Origin of the sequence: Streptomyces sp. GbtcB6 (assembly GCF_019091475.1) — a bacterium.
Taxonomy (GTDB): Bacteria; Actinomycetota; Actinomycetes; order Streptomycetales; family Streptomycetaceae; genus Streptomyces; species Streptomyces hyaluromycini.
This window is the reverse complement of the sequence record NZ_JAGXJL010000039.1, coordinates 40,468-58,708: the sequence shown is the minus strand read 5'-3', so window position 1 is coordinate 58,708 and position 18,241 is coordinate 40,468. Positions and strand designations below refer to the sequence as shown.

The 18,241-nt window shown below is 71.1% G+C and carries 15 protein-coding genes; 3 read left to right on the top strand and 12 right to left on the bottom strand.

Annotated features, from left to right (window positions below; genetic code table 11):
* Window positions 1–300 precede the first annotated feature (300 nt).
* Together KVT45_RS41370 and KVT45_RS41365 are read left to right on the top strand one after the other, a co-directional pair.
* Entirely contained in the window at window positions 301–885 is a 585-nt protein-coding gene (locus KVT45_RS41370) for a hypothetical protein (protein WP_217554584.1), read from the top strand.
* Between the two features lie 400 nt (window positions 886–1,285).
* On the top strand, window positions 1,286–1,492 hold the full coding sequence (locus KVT45_RS41365; RefSeq protein ID WP_217554582.1) for a DUF5999 family protein: 207 nt from the start codon (window positions 1,286–1,288) through the stop codon (window positions 1,490–1,492).
* Between the two features lie 108 nt (window positions 1,493–1,600).
* Here KVT45_RS41365 and KVT45_RS41360 read toward each other — a convergent pair whose 3' ends face one another.
* From KVT45_RS41360 to KVT45_RS41325, 8 genes are all read right to left on the bottom strand, one after another.
* On the bottom strand, window positions 1,601–2,653 hold the full coding sequence (locus tag KVT45_RS41360; RefSeq protein ID WP_217554580.1) for an endo-1,4-beta-xylanase: 1,053 nt from the start codon (window positions 2,651–2,653) through the stop codon (window positions 1,601–1,603).
* Window positions 2,654–2,682: 29 nt separating this feature from the next.
* A complete protein-coding gene (locus KVT45_RS41355; protein WP_217554578.1) occupies window positions 2,683–3,516 on the bottom strand; it encodes a carbohydrate ABC transporter permease in 834 nt (277 codons plus the stop codon).
* Entirely contained in the window at window positions 3,513–4,508 is a 996-nt protein-coding gene (locus tag KVT45_RS41350; protein WP_217554577.1) for a carbohydrate ABC transporter permease, read from the bottom strand. The genes KVT45_RS41355 and KVT45_RS41350 overlap by 4 nt, the downstream gene beginning before the upstream one ends.
* A gap of 8 nt (window positions 4,509–4,516) precedes the next feature.
* On the bottom strand, window positions 4,517–5,809 hold the full coding sequence (locus KVT45_RS41345) for an extracellular solute-binding protein (RefSeq protein WP_217554576.1): 1,293 nt from the start codon (window positions 5,807–5,809) through the stop codon (window positions 4,517–4,519).
* Between the two features lie 148 nt (window positions 5,810–5,957).
* Window positions 5,958–7,475: a glycoside hydrolase family 43 protein gene (locus tag KVT45_RS41340; protein ID WP_217554625.1), complete on the bottom strand. Its 1,518-nt coding sequence runs from the start codon at window positions 7,473–7,475 to the stop codon at window positions 5,958–5,960.
* 115 nt (window positions 7,476–7,590) lie between these two features.
* The gene (locus KVT45_RS41335; RefSeq protein WP_217554575.1) at window positions 7,591–9,408 is read right to left on the bottom strand and encodes an APC family permease; all 1,818 of its coding nucleotides are present in this window, start codon (window positions 9,406–9,408) and stop codon (window positions 7,591–7,593) included.
* 225 nt (window positions 9,409–9,633) lie between these two features.
* The gene (gene lysA, locus KVT45_RS41330; RefSeq protein WP_217554574.1) at window positions 9,634–10,968 is read right to left on the bottom strand and encodes a diaminopimelate decarboxylase; all 1,335 of its coding nucleotides are present in this window, start codon (window positions 10,966–10,968) and stop codon (window positions 9,634–9,636) included.
* A gap of 32 nt (window positions 10,969–11,000) precedes the next feature.
* Window positions 11,001–11,348, bottom strand: coding sequence for an SAV_915 family protein (locus tag KVT45_RS41325; protein ID WP_217554573.1), 348 nt, complete (start codon window positions 11,346–11,348; stop codon window positions 11,001–11,003).
* A gap of 300 nt (window positions 11,349–11,648) precedes the next feature.
* On the opposite strand from KVT45_RS41325, the gene KVT45_RS41320 reads away from it, so the two are divergent.
* The gene (locus KVT45_RS41320) at window positions 11,649–12,185 is read left to right on the top strand and encodes a universal stress protein (RefSeq protein ID WP_217554572.1); all 537 of its coding nucleotides are present in this window, start codon (window positions 11,649–11,651) and stop codon (window positions 12,183–12,185) included.
* Between the two features lie 17 nt (window positions 12,186–12,202).
* Here KVT45_RS41320 and KVT45_RS41315 read toward each other — a convergent pair whose 3' ends face one another.
* The 4 genes from KVT45_RS41315 to kdpB are packed head-to-tail and all read right to left on the bottom strand — an operon-like array spanning window position 12,203 to window position 18,220.
* A complete protein-coding gene (locus tag KVT45_RS41315; RefSeq protein WP_217554570.1) occupies window positions 12,203–14,743 on the bottom strand; it encodes a DUF4118 domain-containing protein in 2,541 nt (846 codons plus the stop codon).
* A 1-nt stretch (window position 14,744) separates the two neighbouring features.
* Window positions 14,745–15,428, bottom strand: a complete 684-nt coding sequence (locus KVT45_RS41310) for a response regulator (protein ID WP_217554568.1) — start codon at window positions 15,426–15,428, stop codon at window positions 14,745–14,747.
* 8 nt (window positions 15,429–15,436) lie between these two features.
* Window positions 15,437–16,105 carry a potassium-transporting ATPase subunit C gene (locus KVT45_RS41305; RefSeq protein WP_217554566.1) on the bottom strand — a complete coding sequence of 223 codons (669 nt, stop codon included), beginning with the start codon at window positions 16,103–16,105 and terminating at the stop codon, window positions 15,437–15,439.
* Window positions 16,106–16,129: 24 nt separating this feature from the next.
* Window positions 16,130–18,220 (bottom strand): potassium-transporting ATPase subunit KdpB, encoded by a 2,091-nt coding sequence (kdpB, locus tag KVT45_RS41300; protein ID WP_217554624.1) that lies wholly within the window; start codon window positions 18,218–18,220, stop codon window positions 16,130–16,132.
* Window positions 18,221–18,241: the final 21 nt, after the last annotated feature.

Genomic DNA, 18,241 nt, shown 5'->3' with positions numbered 1-18,241 from the left:
TCCGACGGGCAGGAAACCGGGAGGATTCCGCACGAATCTACGGCCGAATTGCGCCTTGTTCTGTTGTATGAAACGGCCCGGTGAAACACCACCTGAACAAGCGTCGTATAAACTCCGCGAACAAGGCAGAAGGCTGGCGCCCACGGTCCTGGTTCCTGCCGTCTGAGTGACGTGTGGCAGGCAACGCCCGCACCTCTCTTCACCGAACCGGGCCCCCGCCTCTCTGACCCCTGTGAGCTGACAGCGCCGTCCGCCCCCGCCCTCGCGCCACCGCGCCTGTCGAATGAGAGGCGACCCACCATGCCGCTGCAAGTCCCTCCTGCCCCCGCGCCCGCACTGCGTTCCGTCCTCGCCGCCCTCGGTTCCCCCACCGCGGTCCGCGAGGCCCGGACCCCTTCCCTGCGCACCGCCCAGGGGCCCGCGACCCCCGAACTCCCGCTTCCCGTGCACGTGCTGGACCGGATCACCCCGGAGGGCGTGTCCGCCACCCGGCTGGCCGGCTGGCGCTTCCTGATCCGCTGCGGCGACCGGGCGGTGGCCGCGGCCGACACGATGCTCACCCCGGACGGCTGGGCCTTCTCGCACTTCTTCGAGGGCCCCTACATCACCTCCACCGAGCGCGCCCTGCACCAGGCCGAGGCCCTGCAACAGACGTACCAGCCGCGCCTGTTGTCCCTGCCGGGCCTCTACATGCTCACCCTGTGGCTGCACGGCGACTGCACGGCGGACGGCGCCGAGGGGCACCCGGCCGCCACCGACCTGCTCGTGCCGCTGGCACCCGCCCCGCCCGGTATCGCGGCCCACCGGCCGCACCTGGTCGCCGAGCTGCTCCCGGTGCTGACCCACAGGATCACCCCGGCCCCCCTGCTGATCACGCCCGCCTGACACCGTCGCCGCCGTACCCCGCCGCTACCGGTCGAGCGGCGGGGTACGCGCGCGTTGCGGGGTACGGGCGTATTTTTGTATGGCACAGCTCAAGACACCGGTGTCATGGTCCGAGGCACCGGATTCCGCTCGTACGAGCAATTCACCGCTCCTAAGAGACGGAATAGCCCTCGCCTCGCGATGGCCCGCCGTCCGGACTAGCCCTATCCGGCCATGTGAAACCATCCGAATCGGCAACCCGGCCGGGATGAACCGTCCGCGCGGGTGACGCGTCTCCAACCTGTGAGAAGCGGTGCAGCGAAATCCCTGCGGAGCAACGCCCGAAAGGCAACACTGGATTCCGACCGACTCATCAGTACGGGGGCCCGACATGATCACGACCGAGCGAGAGACCCTATCCATGTGCAAGCACCAGCCGCCGTGTCCGACAGCCGAATCCGCCGACCGGGAGTCCGCCCGTCTCACGGCGCACCACCCGGAGCAGGGCTGGAGCCTGCTGTGCAACGGCGTTCTGCTCTTCGAGGACACCGGTGAGCTCCTGCCCGACGGCCAGATCATCGCGCCGCACCGCCCGCTCGGTGCCGGCCGCGTGGTGACCGCCGCCTGAGAGACCACCGCACCACCCCCGGGCGGCCCCGCCGCTCCGCCCGGTGACCAGCTGGGGCCGGACGCACACACATGGTGCGCACCGGCCCCGATGTGCGTCCGGGGCCGGTTACCCGGTGTAGCCGAGTGCTGTGCGTAGCGCGAAGTAGGCCGGTTTGGGGGCGAGTTGCTCGTCCCAGGGCAGGGCCGCGCCCTCACCGGGGAAGAACGCCGGGATCCACGAGTACTTGTCCGTGTAGTCCCAGACCGTGATGCCCACGCAGTGCCGTACCGCCAGGCAGGCCTTGGTCAGATCGGCGTACCAGGCGGCCTGCTCGGCCAGCTTCTCGTCGGTGGCCGGCAGTTGCATCCGTACGTCCACCTCGGTGAGCGCGGTGTCCAGGCCGAGGCGGGAGAAGCGGCGGAGGTTGTCCTCCAGGGTGGCGGGATAGCCGTACTGGAGGGCGAGATGGGCCTGGAAGCCGATACCGTCCAGCGGGACCCCCTCGGCCCTGAGCTGCTGGGCGAGCGCGTAGTAGGCGTCGCTCTTCGCGCCGAGGCCCTCGATGTTGTAGTCGTTCAGGTAGAGCCTGGCGTGCGGGTCGGCCTGGTGGGCCCAGCGCAGCGCGTCCGCGATGTAGCCGGGACCGAGTGTCCTGTACCAGAGGGTCTCGCGGTAGCTGCCGTCCTCGTTGAAGGCCTCGTTGACGACGTCCCAGGAGTAGACCTTGCCCCGGTAGTGCCGTACCTCGGTCTGGATGTGCTTCTTCAGGACGGCCCGCAGTTCGGTGGCCGTCCAGTCGCGGGAGGTGAGCCAGTCGGGCAGCTGGCTGTGCCAGACCAGGGTGTGGGCGCGGACCTGCTGGTGGTTCTGGCGGGCGAGGTTCACGATCTGGTCGCCGTTGGTCCAGTCGAAGACGCCCTGCTGGGGCTCGGTGGCGTACCACTTCATGCCGTTGCCGGGAGTGATCATGTCGAACTCGGTGCCGAGCAGCTTCGTGTAGGCGGTGTCGGTGAGTTCGGGGTTGTCGGTGGCGCTGCCGAAGTAGCGGCCGTGGCGCTGGGCGAGTTCGGCGAGGGTGGGCGGCCGGTCGTGGGCCTGGGCGGCCGGGCCGGTGGCCACTCCGGCCGCCACGAGTACGGCCGCGAGGGCACCGGCGAGTCTGAGCCGGGTACGGGACATCGTGCGACTCCTGTCCGTGAAGGGGGTGTTCAGCCCTTGGTGGCGCCTGCGGTGAGGCCGCCGACGAGCTGGCGCTCGGCGACCGAGTAGAAGGCAAGGGCGGGAACCATGGCGAGGACCAGGTAGGCGAAGACCCGGGCGGTGTCGGTGGCGTACTGGCCCTGGAACTGCTGCACGCCGACCGGGATCGTCCACCACTTCGGATCGGTGAAGACCAGCAGCGGCAGGAAGAAGTTGTTCCAGCTGGTGACGACCGCGAGCACGGAGACCGTGCCGAGCGCCGGCCGGGCCATGGGCAGCAGGATCCGCCAGAAGAAGGCGAACGGCCCGCAGCCGTCGAGGGTGGCCGCCTCCTCCAGCTCACCGGGGATCTCCCGGAAGAAGCCGCGCAGGATGATGATGGTCATCGGCAGCCCGAACGCGGCCTGCGGAAGGATCACGCCCAGCGGGTTGTCCAGCAGGTTCATCGAGCGCAGCAGCAGGAACAGGGGCAGGGCGGCCACCGCGAAGGGGAACATCAGGCCCATCGTGAAGACGGTGAACAGGACTTCCCGCCCGCGGAACGCGAACCGTGCGAAGGAGAAGGCGGCGAGTGCCGAGACCGCGACCACGAGGACGGTGGTGGCGATGGCGATCAGCGTGCTGTTGCCGACCAGCCGCCAGAACGCGCCGGAGCCGAGGATGCCGGTGTAGTTGGAGGTCACCCAGGACTCGGGCAGCCCCACCGGGTTGCGGGACAGCTCGCTGGTCGTCTTGAACCCGGACAGCAGGGCGTACAGCAGGGGTACGACCATCAGCGCGCCGACCGCGACGAGGACCAGGTGCAGCGGAAGTGTCCGTACGGTCTTGCGGTCGCCGCTCATGCGCCGTCCCCCCGCATGGTCGTGGTGGCGCCCGCCAGGTCGCGGCGGAGCACGAACCGCTGGTAGGCGAGGGCGAAGACGAGGCTGACGGCGAACATGGCGACGCTGATCGCGCTGGCGTAGCCGACCTGGTAGCGCTTGAAGCCGTACTGGAACATGGTCACGGCCATGGTCTCCGAGTGGTGGTCGGGGCCGCCCGCGGTGACCACCCACACCAGGTCGAAGAGCTGGATGGAGCCGATCACCGACAGGAAGACGCTGATGCGCAGGGTGGGTGCGAGCAGCGGCAGGGTGACGTGCCGGAAGCGCTGCCAGGGCGAGGCGCCGTCGACGGTCGCGGCCTCCGTCAACTCGGCCGGGATGGACTGGAGTCCAGCCAGGTAGAGCATCATGTGGAAGCCGAAGTACTTCCAGGTCATGACCAGGAAGAGGGTGGCCATGACGGTGGAGGGGTCGGAGAACCACTTCCCGCCGAGCGCTCCGAGGCCGATGTCGCTCAGGAGGTGGTCGGCGAGCCCGTCGCCGGGCGCGAAGATCATGCCGAACAGCACACCGGTGATCGCCTCGGAGAGCACGTACGGCGCGAAGAACAGCATCCGGTAGACGGCCCGGCCGCGGATCCGCTGGTTGAGCAGGACCGCCATGGCGAGCGCGAACGGCAGTTGCAGTGCCAGCGACAGCACGACCAGGAGCAGGCAGCGCCACAGGTCGCCGAGAAAGACGTCGTCCTGGAAGAGCCGGGTGAAGTTGTCGGTGCCGGTGTAGTCGGAGGGCATGCCGAAGCCGCCCCAGCGGAAGAACGAGGCGTACAGCGCGAACAGGATCGGCAGCAGGACGAGGACGCCGAACAGGACGAGGGCGGGCAGCTGGAAGCCCATCGCGGTGAGCCAGTGCAGCAGCCGGCGCCTGGTGCGCGCCCGGCCCGCGGGCGGGAGCGGCTGCGGCCCGGCGTCCGGACCCGACCGCGTGCCGGGCAGGTAGGTCGAGGTCATCGGGCGGCCTACTGCTCTTCCTTCGCGGTCTTGGTGATCGCCTGGGCGACGTCCTGGGGCGACTTGGACCCGGCGATCAGCCCGGCCACGCTGTCGTTGACCTGCTGGCCGACGGCGGGCGCGTACGCCTGGTCGAGGTAGAGCTGGAAGCCGGTGGCGGCCTTCAACTGGGCCTGGACCAGCTTGAGGTTGGCGTCGGTCAGCGCGCTCTCGGCGGCGGGTACGACGGGCAGCACGCTGGTCTTCTTCACCAGTTCCACGTCCGTCGTCTCGGAGGCGAAGAACTCCAGGAAGTCGACTGCGGCCTGCGGGGCGTCGGCGCGCAGCGCGTGTCCGCCGCCGCCTCCGAAGACCTCGGTGACGGTGCCTTTGCCGCCCTCGACGGCCGGGAACGGGAAGAAGCCGAGGTCGGCGCCGATGCCCTTTCCGGCGTCGGCCTCCACGCTCGGGGCCCACTGGCCCATCAGCTCCATCGCGGCCTTGGCGTTGCCGACGGAGGCGGCCTGGCCGGTCGGGCTGGAGTAGGCGGCGCCCAGGAACCCCTTCTGGAACGGCTGGAGGGCGACGAGGTCCTTCAGGTGCTGTCCGGCCTCGACGAACCCGGTACCGGTGAAGTCCTTGTCGTCGTTCGCCTTCTTGAGGGCGTCGATGCCGGCGGTGCGCATCGCGAGGTACGCCCAGTAGTACATGCCGGTCCAGCTCTCCTTGCCGGCCAGGGCGAGGGGGGTGACACCGGCGGCCTTCAGCTTCTTCACGGCGTCGAGGAAGCCGCTCCAGGTGGCCGGGGGCGTGCTGATGCCGGCCGTCTTGAAGAGCGCCTTGTTGTACCAGAAGCCGACCATGCCGATGTCGAAGGGGATGCCGTACGTCTTGCCGTCCAGGATGTACGCCTGCTTGGCGACCGGGAGCAGGCCGTCGGCCCAGGATTTGGTGGGGTCGGTGAGGTCCTTGACGAGGCCGGCGTCGACCTGCTGCTGGAGGACGCCGCCGCCCCAGGTGTGGAAGATGTCGGGGAGCTTCCCGGAGGCGGTCAGGGCCGTCATCTTCGTCTTGTAGGCGTCGTTCTCCAGCTGGACGATCTTTACCTTGACCTTGGGGTTCTGCGCCTCGAACTTCTTGGCGAGGGCCGCCCAGACGCCCTTCGCCGGGTTGGTCGTGGAGATGTTCCACCACTCGATGGTGGTGGTTCCCCCCGACGACCCCGAGTCCGAGCCGCCGCAGCCGCTGAGGGCGGTCATGCCCAGACCGGCGGCCGCGGTGGCCGCCAGGAAACCGCGACGGGACAGTGCCGGGTCGCCCATGATGCGCTCCTTGGGGTACGGGACGACCGACGCCGTCCTGGTTCGGTGGTGCTCTGGGGCCGCCGTTTTCGAAACATTCGGTATTTTCACCGAACGTTCCGAACGGCGACTCTAGAAAGGCGGATCAGGAGCGTCAAGGTGTCGCGCATCAGCTGATGGGCACGTATTCGAACCAGTCGAAGGCGGCCCGGCCCTCGGTGACGTACATGCCGACGACCCGGCCGGTGAACCCTCCGGCCACCTCGGTGGAGAGATAGCGGCCGTCGAGTTCGGCCAGCCGAACGACACCGTCGGACGTTTCGAACGAAAGGGTCACGGCATCGGGCCCGGCGGGGCGGACGCCGGTCGCGCCGCCGTCCTCCCCGGGAACGGTGACGGTGGGCGGCGGAACCGGGGTCGTACGGATCTCGATCACCAGGGTCAACGGCCCCGGCGGCAGCGCGCGTTCGGCGAGCCGCTGCCGCACCGGCCCGATCCGCGCGACCGCGCTCACCACTCCCCCGCTCACCTCCAGGTCGTAGTGGTGGGCCTCGTCGATGCGGAGCGACAGGCCCGCGCGTCCCGGACCCTGGTCGAACAGTGCGGCGGCCCGGCAGTCGGCATGCTGCTGGCGCCGGCCGACGAAGGTGTGCCCGGCGCGGTCGAGGCTGTCCCCGGTGGCCGTGAGCGTCAGCCACCCGGGCCGTTCGGCCAGCGACCAGGACCCGTCCGGCCTGCTGCGCGGGGAGATCCAGTACGGCGCGAGGGCGGGGGCCGTGAAGTCGTCCCGTGCGGGCGGCTGTTCGACCGGGCGCCAGGCGGCCGGCGCCTCGTGCCGCTCCCGCACCGGGCCCATGCGCGGCCAGCCGTCCTCCCATGTCACCGGGGCCAGGAAGGTCTCGCGGCCGAGCACATGGAACTCGGGGAACCAGCCGCGCGGCCGGGTGCCGAGCAGCACCGCCCACCAGCTGCCGTCGGCCGCCCGGACGAGGTCGGCATGGCCGGTGCACTGGACCGGCTCCCGGGTGCCCCGGTGCGAGACCAGCGGATTTCCGGGCGCCGGCTCCCAGGGCCCGCGCGGCGAGCGGGCGCGGGCCACGGACACCCCGTGTCCGAGCGCGGTGCCGCCCTCGGCGACCAGCAGGTACCACCACCCGTCGACCCGGTGGAGGTGCGGTGCCTCCGGGTCGCGCAGCCCCGTCCCGGACCACATCGGCAGCGGCCCCTCCAGCACCTTCCCGGTCCGGGTGTCGATCCGGGCGACCGCGACCCCCGCCACCGCACACCAGCAGTCGCCGTTCTCGTCCCAGGCGAGGTCCGGGTCGATGCCGGGGACGTCGATCCACACCGGGTCGGACCAGGGCCCCTCGGGCCGCTCGGCGGTGACGAGGAGATTGCCTCCGCCGCTGACATTCGTCGTGATGACGTGGAAGAGCCCGTCGTGGTGCCGGATCGTCGGGGCGTACACACCGCCCGAGGCCGGCGTGTCGTCCGGCAGCGTCAACTGCCCCGGCCGGTCGAGGACGTTGCCGAGCTGCCGCCAGTGCACCAGGTCCCGGCTGTGGAAGAGCGGGACGCCGGGGACGTACTCGAAGCTGGAACAGACGAGGTAGTAGTCCGCCCCGACCCGGCACACGCTCGGGTCGGGGTGGAAGCCGGGGATGACCGGGTTGCCGTACGTGCGCATGTGCGTGTCCCGCATGTGTGTGCCCCTCCCCAGGCCGCGCCGAAAGTTTCGGCGAGGTCGGCGAACATTACGGGGCGCACTGTAGGAGCCTGCCCGGGGCCCGACAAGGCAGCCGTCACAGCCTCAACCGGTAGGGCAGCAGGCACACCACGACGTCGGTGCGGGCCCGCAGAACGGTGGCGAGCAGCAGGCCGCGCTGGTTCTGGAGGATCTCGTAGCGCCGGTGCCTCGGCTCCACTTCGGGGATGAGGACGGCGACCTGGCGGCCGTCCGCCGCCGCCCGTTGCACGTAGTCGACGACGGGCTGGACCAGCGAGCGGTGCGGGCTGTCGATGATGTCGAGGCGCACGCCCGGGTTCCAGCGCTGCCAGGCCTCCTCCAGGGCCCGGGACCGGGCCGGGTCGCCGTGCACCGCGACCGCGACCACCTCGTCGCCTAGGGCGAGGGCGGCGCCGAGGGCGTGCCGGGCGAGTTTGCTGACCTCGCCGATCGGCACGATCACCAGGCTGGCGGTGCGCCGGACCGGCGGTTCCGGGATCCGGCCGAGGCCCAGTTCCTCGCCCACCTCGGTGTAATAGCGCTGGATGCGGGCGAACAGCAGCATCATCAGCGGCACGGCGAGCACGACCACCCAGGCGCCGGAGAGGAACTTGGTGAACAGCAGGATGACACCGGCCAGGGTGGTGAGCACGGCGCCGGTGCCGTTGATGAGCGCGCGGCGCTTCCAGCGTGCCGGGCGCTGGGTCGCCCAGTGCCTGACCAGGCCGGCCTGGCTGAGGGTGAAGCCGATGAAGACGCCGATGGCGAAGAGCGGGAGCAGCCGGTGGGTGTCGGCGTCGGTGGCGATCAGGAGGAGCGCGGCGAGCAGGGCGACGGCGACCACGCCGTAGCGGTAGACCGGGCGTTCGGCGCGCAGGCCGAAGAGGTGGGGCAGCCGGTGGTCGCGGGCGAGCAGGCTCATCAGCACCGGCAGCCCGCCGAAGCTGGTGTTGGCGGCAAGACCGAGGACGAGGGTGACGAGCAGGTTGGTGGCGTAGTAGGGCCAGCCGGTGCCGTAGGCGCCCGCGGTGAGCTGGGCGAGGACGGTCACCCCGTCGCGCGGGGCCACCCGGTCGCGGTGGATCAGGACGGCCAGCCCGATCAGCATGGTGCCCAGCAGCGCACCCAGCATCAGTTCGGTGCGCTGGGCGCGCCCGACCCTCGGCTCCCGGAAGGTCGGCACGGCGTTGGCGATGGCCTCGACACCGGTCAGGGCCGAGCAGCCGGACGAGAACGCCTTGAGGACCAGCAGCGCGGTCAGCGCCTCGGTCGCGTGCACGGGCCGGGCGGTGCCGACGACGGCGACCGGGTGCGCGCGCAGCAGGCCGAGCAGGATCACACCGAGGATCGAGACGATGAACAGGAGGGTCGGCAGCATCAGCACCCGGGCGCTCTCGGTGACGCCCCGCAGGTTCACCGCCGCCAGCAGGGCCAGGCCGGCCAGGCAGACGACCAGCTTGTCGTGGGCGACGGCCGGGAAGGCGGAGGCGAGCGCGTCGGCGCCCGCGGCGAGACTCACGGCGACGGTGAGCACGTAGTCGACGACCAGGCTGGCGGCGGCCAGCAGGCTCGCGGTGGGGCCGAGGTCCGCCTTCGCGACGGCGTAGGCGCCACCGCCGTCCGGGTGTACGGCGATGACCTGGCCGTACGAGACGACGAGCGCGGCGAGCAGGAAGGTGATCGCGAGGGTGATGGGCAGGGTCGCGGTGAGCGCACCGGTACCGGCGACCACCAGGGCCAGCACGATCGCCTCGGGTCCGTACGCCACCGAGCTGAGCGCGTCCAGGGAGAGCGCGGCCAGGCCTTCCAGGCTGGTCAGATGGTGCTTGTCGCCCTCACCGGGGCGCAGGGGAACCCTCGGTCTCAGCTCGCGACGTGCCAGGCCATACGCCATCGGGACCTCATCGGGGCCGGGTGGGACGGGTCGCCACCAGTGTCGGCGGACGACCGGTCGGGCGCAGCCCGCGAGCGTCCGGTCCGGCTGAGCCGAGCCCGCGGGTGGTCGTGTCCGCCGCACGCCTTGCGGGCCGGAGGTGCCCCGTCACGCGGCGCGGGTGGGTGCGGGCGGCGCCCCGCCGGTGCCGGTCAGCGGTCCCGGCCCGCCTCGGCCCCCGTCGGCCTACAGCCCCACGTCCCGCCTCCGGATGTCGTCCAGGGACTCGCGCCGGACCAGCAGGCGGGCGTGGCCGTCGCGGACGGCGGTGACCGGCGGGCGGCCGACCAGGTTGTAGCCGGAGGCCATGGAGAGGTGGTAGGCGCCGGCCACCGGAACCGCGAGCAGGTCGCCGGGGCGCAGGTCGGAGGGGAGTCGGACTTCGGCGGCCAGGACGTCGCCCGCCTCGCAGTGCCGGCCGACGACGGTCACCGGGGCCGACGGCTCGCCGCTCGCGCGGCCGATGAGCCGGGGCGCGTAGCGGACGCCGTACAGCGCGGGCCGCGGGTTGTCGCTCATGCCGCCGTCGACGGCGACGAAGGTGTGGTCGCCGGTCCTCTTGACGGCGAGGACTCGGTACACGGCGATCCCGGCCGGGCCCACGATGGCCCGCCCCGGCTCGATGATCAGGCGGGGCACCGGCAGCCCGGCCGCCGCGCAGGCGTCGGACAGTTCGGCGCGCACCCTGCGGGCCAGGGCGGTGAGGTCGAGGGCCGCCTCGCCGGGCCGGTAGGCGATGCCGTGGCCGCCGCCCAGGTCCAGTTCGGGCAGCACCAGTCCGTGCTGTTCGTGCAGCCGGGCCATGAGCCCGACCACCCGGCGCACGGCGGCGAGGTACGGCTTGACGCTGGTGATCTGGGAGCCCAGGTGGCAGTGCAGACCGGTGAGTTCGAGCTGCGGCTGGTCCAGTATCCGGGCGATGGCGTGCTGGGCGTAGCCGTCGGCGATGGACAGGCCGAACTTCTGGTCGTCGGTGCCGGTGCGGATCTTCTCGTGGCCGCCCGCACTGATCCCGGGCACCACCCGGACCATGACCTTCTGATGCCCGTCGGGTCCGACCGCGGCGGCCAGCCGGGCGATCTCGGAAGGGCTGTCGATGACGATCCGCCCGACGCCGAGCCGCAGCGCGGTCTCCAGGTCGCGCGGCGACTTGGCGTTGCCGTGCAGCACGATCCGCTCCGGCCGGAACCCGGTGGTGACCGCCAGTTCCAGCTCGCCGGCCGAGCAGACGTCCAGGCCGAGCCCCTCCTCCTCGGTCCAGTGGACCATCGCCCGGCACAGGAACGCCTTGGCCGCGTAGAGGACTTCGGTGTCGGGGAAGGCGTGCCGGTAGGTGCGGCAGCGCTCGCGGACCTCGTTCTCGTCGAGGACGTAGACGGGGGTGCCGAAGCGGTCGGCGACCTCGGCCAGTGGGACCCCGCCGACGGCCAGGTCGCCGGGCCGGGGCTCGGTGGTGGAGGCGGGCCACACCGACAGGTCGGCGGGCGTGGTGGTGACGACGGGTTCGTGCAGGGTGGTCATCGACCGCTCCCCTCTCAGGCGATTCACGCGATTCAGGCGGTGCGGGCGATCCGCAGGGACACGGCGACGGGCACGAGCGGCGCCACCGGCGCGGGGGCCCGGGCCGACAGCTGCGGGTCGACCGTGACGGTGGTGACGCCGAGCGGTGCCGCCAGGGCACGCAGGGCGGGTTCGGCGAGCCGGATCCAGGCCTGGTCGGGGCCGAGCGTGGCGACGAGTGCGCGGGCCGAGGTGAAACCGACGGCGGTGCGCTCGCCGAGCGGGGTGCGGAAGAGCCGGGCCGCGCACCCCGCGGGTCCCGGCCGGACCGGTACGAACAGGGGTCCGGCCGGGGAGCGATCGGAAGGCTCCGGGTCGTCACCGCACAAGAGTTCTGGCATGGCATGCCTCCTGGCACAGGAAGGAGCTGGTGCCCCGGACGCGGGGAGGCCGGCCGGGGCTCGCCCCAGACGCTATGCCCGCTTCCGGCACCTCGCCGATGCCTCATGACGGGACGCTGACGGTGATCGCGGCGACGTTGACGGGACGCTGACGGCGGGCTCGTCACTGCTGGTCGCGGGTGTCAGAGGCGTGCCAAGAAGAGACTGCGGGGCTGGCCCGCGCCCGGCTGGGAGGAGTGTCATGGACGTTGTCCGTCCCTGGGACACGCCCGGGGCCCGCTGCCGAAGTACGGTGGATACATGTCTGGTTACGACACCTGCACATCCGGTCGGGTCGTCGTCGGGGTGAGCGGTTCGCTGGGCAGCGTCACCGCCCTGCGCCGGGCGGTGACGGAGGCCCGGCGGCGGCAAGCCGAGCTGTGGCCGGTGCTGGCCTGGGAGCCGCCGGGCGGTGAACTGGCGGCGCGGCGCTCCCCGGTCCCGCCACCGCTGGTCGAGGAGTGGCAGCGGACGGCCCGGGAGCGGCTGCTCGGCCTGCTCGACGAGGTCTTCGGGGACACCGGCCCCGGCGTTGCGCTGCACGGCACGGTGGTGCGCGCCAGCCCCGGCCTGGCCCTGGTGGAGACGGCCGACCGGGACGACGACATCCTGGTCGTCGGCGCGGGCCGGCGCGGCTGGCACCGGGCCTTCTCGGGCCGCGTCACCCGCTACTGCCTGGCCCACGCGCACTGCCCGGTCCTCGCGATACCGCCGTCCCCGCTGGAGGGGGAACTGGCCTCCGCACACCGCCGCAATGCCTGGCATCTACCGCTGGACGTAAGGAAGTTGCCCTGCTGAGCCACGCGGCAGAGGTGCTATGAGGTCACCGCGGCCGAGAGGTCCGGCCGCCCCGGTCCCCGTCCCGGTGCCGTCGGCAGGCTCAGCACCATGGTGAGGCCGCCGCCCGGGGTGTCCTCGGCGGCCAGCGTGCCGCCCATCGCCTCGGCGAAGCCCCGGGCCACGGCCAGGCCGAGCCCCACCCCCGCACCGCGCGGTGAGTCGCCGTACCGCTGGAACGGCTCGAAGATGCGCTCCTTGACCTCGTCCGGGACGCCGGGGCCGCGGTCCACGACCCGCACCTCCACCCGGTCGGCCATGGAGCTGGCCTTCACCAGCACGGGGGTGTCCGCGGGGCTGTACTTGACGGCGTTCTCGACCACGTTGGCGACGACCCGCTCCAGCAGCCCCTTGTCGACGTGGACCATCGGCAGCGTCTCCGGGATGTCCAGCTCGACGCTGTCCTCGGGGACCCCGCCGAGCGCCATCGGCACCACCTCGTCCAGGTCGGCCTCGCGGACGATGGGCGTGACGGTGCCGGTCTGCAGGCGGGACATGTCGAGGAGGTTGCCGACGAGGTGGTCAAGGCGGTCGGCACCCGCCTCTATGGCCTCCAGGAGCTCCGCCCGGTCCTGCTCGGACCACTCCACGTCGTCCGAACGCAGCGACGACACCGAGGCCTTTATGCCGGCCAGCGGGGTGCGCAGGTCATGACTGACCGCGGCCAGCAGGGCGGTGCGGATGCGGTTGCCCTCCGCCAGCTCCTTCGCCTGGTCGGCCTCCTGCTGGAGCCGCTGCCGGTCGAGCACGACGGCCGCCTGGGCGGCGAACGCGGCCAGCACCCGCCGGTCGGAGGCCGGCAGCACACGTCCCGACAGGGCGAGGGTCATGTGGTCGCCGACCGGCACGTCGACGTCCGCGCGCTCCGGCGACTGGCAGGGCTGCGGCCCGACGCTCCCGGCGCAGGTCCACGGCGTCACGTCGTCAGCCCGCTCCAGCAGCGCCACCGACTCCATGCCGAAGGTCTCCCGGACCCGTTCCAGGAGTGCCTCCAGGCTGGTCTCGCCGCGCAGCACGCTGCCCGCGAGGAAGGACAGGATCTCCGACTCGGCGCGCAGCCGGGTCGCCTGCTGGGTGCGCCGGGCCGCGAGGTCCACGACGGAGGCCACCGAGACGGCGACCCCGACGAAGATCGCGATGGCGACGATGTTCTTCGGGTCGGCGATGGTGAGGGTGTGGACGGGCGGGGTGAAGAACCAGTTGAGCAGCAGGGAGCCGACCACCGCCGAGGTGAGCGCCGGGAGCAGACCGCCGAGCAGGGCCGCGGCGACCGTCAGGGCGAGGTACAGCAGCATGTCGTTGGCCAGGCCCACCTCCGGTGCGACGGAGGTCAGCAGCCAGGTGAGCAGGACCGGGCCGAGGACGCCGGTCAGCCAGCCCCAGATGAGCCGGGACCGGCCGAGCCGCGCCGAACGGCCCAGCGGGAGCCGCCCCTTGCCGGCCTCGTCGTGCGTGATGAGGTGCACGTCGAGGTCGGGTCCCGAGTCCCGGGCGACCGTGGCGCCGACGCCCGGTCCGAGGACGTACTGCCAGCTTCTGCGCCGGGAGACGCCGAGGACGATCTGGGTGGCGTTGACCCCGCGCGCGAAGTCGAGGAGCGCGGCCGGGACGTCGTCGCCGACGACGTGGTGGTAGGTGCCGCCGAGGTCCTCGACGAGGGTGCGCTGGACGGCGAGTTCCTTCGGGGAGGCGGAGTTGAGGCCGTCGCTGCGCGCTATGTAGACGGCGAGCACCTCGCCGCCGGCGCCCTTCTCGGCGAGCCGGGCGGCCCGCCGGATCAGGGTCCGTCCCTCCGGTCCGCCGGTGAGGCCGACCACGATCCGCTCGCGGGAGCCCCAGATCTTCGAGACCCGGTGCTCGCTGCGGTACTCGTTCAGGTACTCGTCGACCCGGTCCGCGACCCAGAGCAGGGCGAGTTCGCGCAGGGCGGTGAGGTTGCCGGGCCGGAAGTAGTTGGAGAGAGCCGCGTCGACCTTGTCGGGCTGGTAGATGTTGCCGTGCGCCATCCGGCGGCGCAGGGCCTGCGGTGACATGTCGACCAGCTCGATCTGGTCGGCGCGCCGTACCACCTCGTCGGGCACGGTCTCCTGCTGCCGTACCCCGGTGATGGACTCCACCACGTCCCCGAGGGACTCCAGGTGCTGGATGTTGACGGTGGAGACGACGTCGATGCCTGCGGCCAGCAGTTCCTCGACGTCCTGCCAGCGCTTGGCGTTGCGGGAGCCCGGGATGTTGGTGTGCGGGAGTTCGTCGACGAGGGCGACCTGGGGGCGGCGCGCGAGGACGGCGTCGACGTCCATCTCGGTGAACACCGCGCCCCGGTAATCCAGTTCGCGGCGGGGGATCTCCTCCAGGCCGTGCAGCATCACCTCGGTGCGCGGCCGGTCGTGGTGCTCGACGAACGCGACGACACAGTCCGTGCCGCGTTCGATCCGGCGGTGGGCCTCGGAGAGCATGGCGTAGGTCTTGCCCACGCCGGGAGCCGCGCCGAGGTAGATCCGAAGCCTGCCGCGTGCCATGTCATCCTTCGAAGCGGTAGCCCATGCCGGGCTCGGTGATCAGGTACCGGGGATGCGAGGGGTCCGCCTCGAGTTTGCGGCGGAGCTGGGCCATGTAGACCCGCAGGTAGTTGGTCTTGTTGCTCTGCGACACCCCCCACACCTCGCGCAGCAGGTACTTCTGCGTGACGAGCCGGCCGGGGTTGGTGACCAGGATCTCCAGCAGATGCCACTCGGTGGGGGTGAGGCGCACGTCGCGGCCCGAGCGTACGGCCTTCTTGGCGAGCAGGTCGATGGTGAAGTCGTCGGTCTCCACCAGGGTGGTCTCGGGGGCGAGGGGCGCGTCCTCGGTGCGGCGGACCGCGGCCCGCAGCCGGGCGAGGAGTTCGTCCATGCTGAACGGCTTGGTGATGTAGTCGTCGGCGCCCGCGTCGAGCGCGGCGACCTTCTCGTCGGAGGCCTGCCGCGCGGACAGCACCAGGATCGGTACGCGGGTCCAGCCGCGCAGCGCCTTGATGACGTCGACCCCGTCCATGTCGGGCAGTCCGAGGTCGAGCATCACCACGTCCGGCTGACGCGCGGCCGCCAGCCGGAGGGCCGTGGCGCCGTCGGGCGCCGCGTCCACTCCGTACTGGCGTGCCTGCATGTTGATCACGAGTGCCCGTACGAGCTGGGGGTCGTCTTCCACGACCAGCACTCGGGTCATCGGTTCCCTCAACTGCCCTTGGTCAGTTCCTTCAGCGCGATGTTGAGTTCGAGGACGTTCACCCGGGGCTCGCCGATGAAGCCGAGGGTGCGGCCGTCGGTGTGGTCCCTCACCAGCTTCTGCACCTGGGCGACGGACAGGTTGTTCTCCGCCGCGACCCGGTGGACCTGGAGCTCGGCGTAGGCCGGGGAGATGTCCGGGTCCAGGCCGGAGCCCGAGGAGGTGACGGCGTCCGCGGGAACGTCCGACGGCCTGACGGTGTAGCCGGGCACGGAGTTGTCCTTGACGACCGCGGCCTTGGCGTCCTTCACCTGCTGGATCAGCACCTTGTTGTCGGCGGCGAGGTTGGTCGCACCCGAAAGGATCAACTTGTACTGGGTGTTGATGCTGTTGCTGCCGAGTCCGTTGGCCGGGCGGCCCTGGAACCACTGCAGGTCCGCGTGCGGGGTCTGCTGGCCCTTCTTCAGCGGCAGGTTGTACGACTGCCCGATGAGGGACGAGCCGACGACCTTGCCGTCCGACTTGATCTCGGAGCCGTTCGCCTTGTTGTGGAACGCGGCCTGGGCGATACCGGTGACGACCAGCGGGTAGACGACGCCCGTCACCAGGGTCAGTACCAGGAGGGCCCGCAGGCCGGCCCAGAGCAACCGGGCGGTGTTGCTTACGGAGTTGTTCATGGCCTTCAGCACGCTTTCAAGAAATTACAGCCCGGGGATGAGGGAGATGAGCAGGTCGATGATCTTGATGCCGATGAACGGGGCGATCAGACCGCCGAGGCCGTAGATCGTCAGGTTCCGGCGCAGCATCTTGTCCGCGCTCACCGGCCGGTACTGCACACCCTTCAGGGACAGCGGCACCAGCGCGACGATGATCAGCGCGTTGAAGATGACGGCCGACAAGATCGCGGAGTCGGGTGAGGACAGGCCCATGATGTTGAGCTTGTCCAGGCCCGGGTAGACGGCCGCGAACAGCGCCGGGATGATCGCGAAGTACTTCGCCACGTCGTTGGCGATGGAGAACGTGGTCAGCGCACCGCGGGTGATCAGCAGTTGCTTGCCGATCTCGACGATCTCGATGAGCTTGGTCGGGTTCGAGTCGAGGTCGACCATGTTGCCGGCCTCCTTCGCGGCCGACGTACCCGTGTTCATCGCCACGCCGACGTCGGCCTGCGCGAGCGCCGGCGCGTCGTTGGTGCCGTCACCGGTCATCGCGACCAGCTTGCCGCCCGCCTGCTCCCGCTTGATGAGCGCCATCTTGTCCTCGGGGGTGGCCTCCGCGAGAAAGTCGTCGACGCCCGCCTCCTCGGCGATCGCCTTGGCGGTCAGCGGGTTGTCACCCGTGATCATGACGGTCTTGATACCCATGCGGCGCAGCTCCTCGAACCGCTCGCGCATGCCCTCCTTGACGACGTCCTTGAGGTGGATGACGCCCAGGATCCGGGCGCCCTCGGCGTCCTCGACCGCGACAAGGAGCGGGGTGCCACCGGCCTCCGAAATGGCGTTGGCGAGGGTGTCCGCGTCCTCGGCGACGGTGCCGCCCTGCTCGCGGACCCAGGCGATGACCGAACCGGCCGCGCCCTTGCGGATCTTGCGTCCGTCGACGTCCACACCCGACATCCGGGTCTGGGCGGTGAAGGCGATCCAGTCGGCGTGCGCCAGCTCGCCCTGGTGCCGCTCGCGCAGGCCGTACTTCTCCTTGGCGAGGACGACGATGGAGCGGCCCTCGGGCGTCTCGTCGGCCAGCGAGGACAACTGGGCCGCGTCGGCCACCTCGGCCTCGGTGACCCCGCGCACCGGCACGAACTCGGAGGCCTGGCGGTTGCCGAGGGTGATGGTGCCCGTCTTGTCCAGCAGCAGGGTGGAGACGTCACCGGCGGCCTCGACGGCCCGTCCGGACATGGCGAGCACGTTGCGCTGGACCAGCCGGTCCATGCCCGCGATACCGATCGCCGACAGCAGCGCGCCGATCGTCGTCGGGATCAGACAGACCAGGAGGGCGACCAGTACGACCATCGTGAGGTGGGTGCCCGCGTAGTCCGCGAACGGCGGCAGGGTGGCGACGGCCAGCAGGAAGACGATCGTCAGCGAGGCGAGCAGGATGTTCAGCGCGATCTCGTTCGGCGTCTTCTGCCGGGCCGCGCCCTCGACGAGGCTGATCATCCGGTCGATGAAGGTCTCGCCCGGCTTCGTCGTGATCTTGATGACGATCCGGTCGGACAGCACCTTCGTACCGCCAGTGACCGCCGAACGGTCGCCGCCGGACTCGCGGATGACGGGGGCCGACTCACCGGTGATCGCCGACTCGTCGACCGAGGCGACACCCTCGATGACGTCACCGTCACCCGGGATGATGTCGCCGGCCTCGCAGACGACCAGGTCACCGATCTTCAGCTCGGTGCCGGGCACCTGCTCCTCGGTGTCGCCCACCAGGCGCCGGGCGACGGTGTCGGTCTTGGCCTTGCGCAGGGTGTCCGCCTGGGCCTTGCCGCGGCCCTCGGCGACCGCCTCCGCGAGGTTGGCGAAGATCACGGTCAGCCACAGCCAGGCGCTGATGGTCCAGCCGAACCAGTCGCCCGGGTCCTTGAAGGAGAAGACCGTGGTCAGGATCGAGCCGACCCACACCACGAACATCACGGGCGACTTGACCATCACCCGCGGGTCGAGCTTGCGGCAGGCCTCGGGGAGGGACTTGATCAGCTGCTTGGGGTCGAACAGGCCCGCGCCGACGCGGCCTTCGGCGGGCTTGTGCCCGGTCGGCGCATCCTGGTGGGGCGCAAGGGTGGGTGTGGACATGGTGTCCTCGTGGGCTTCCGT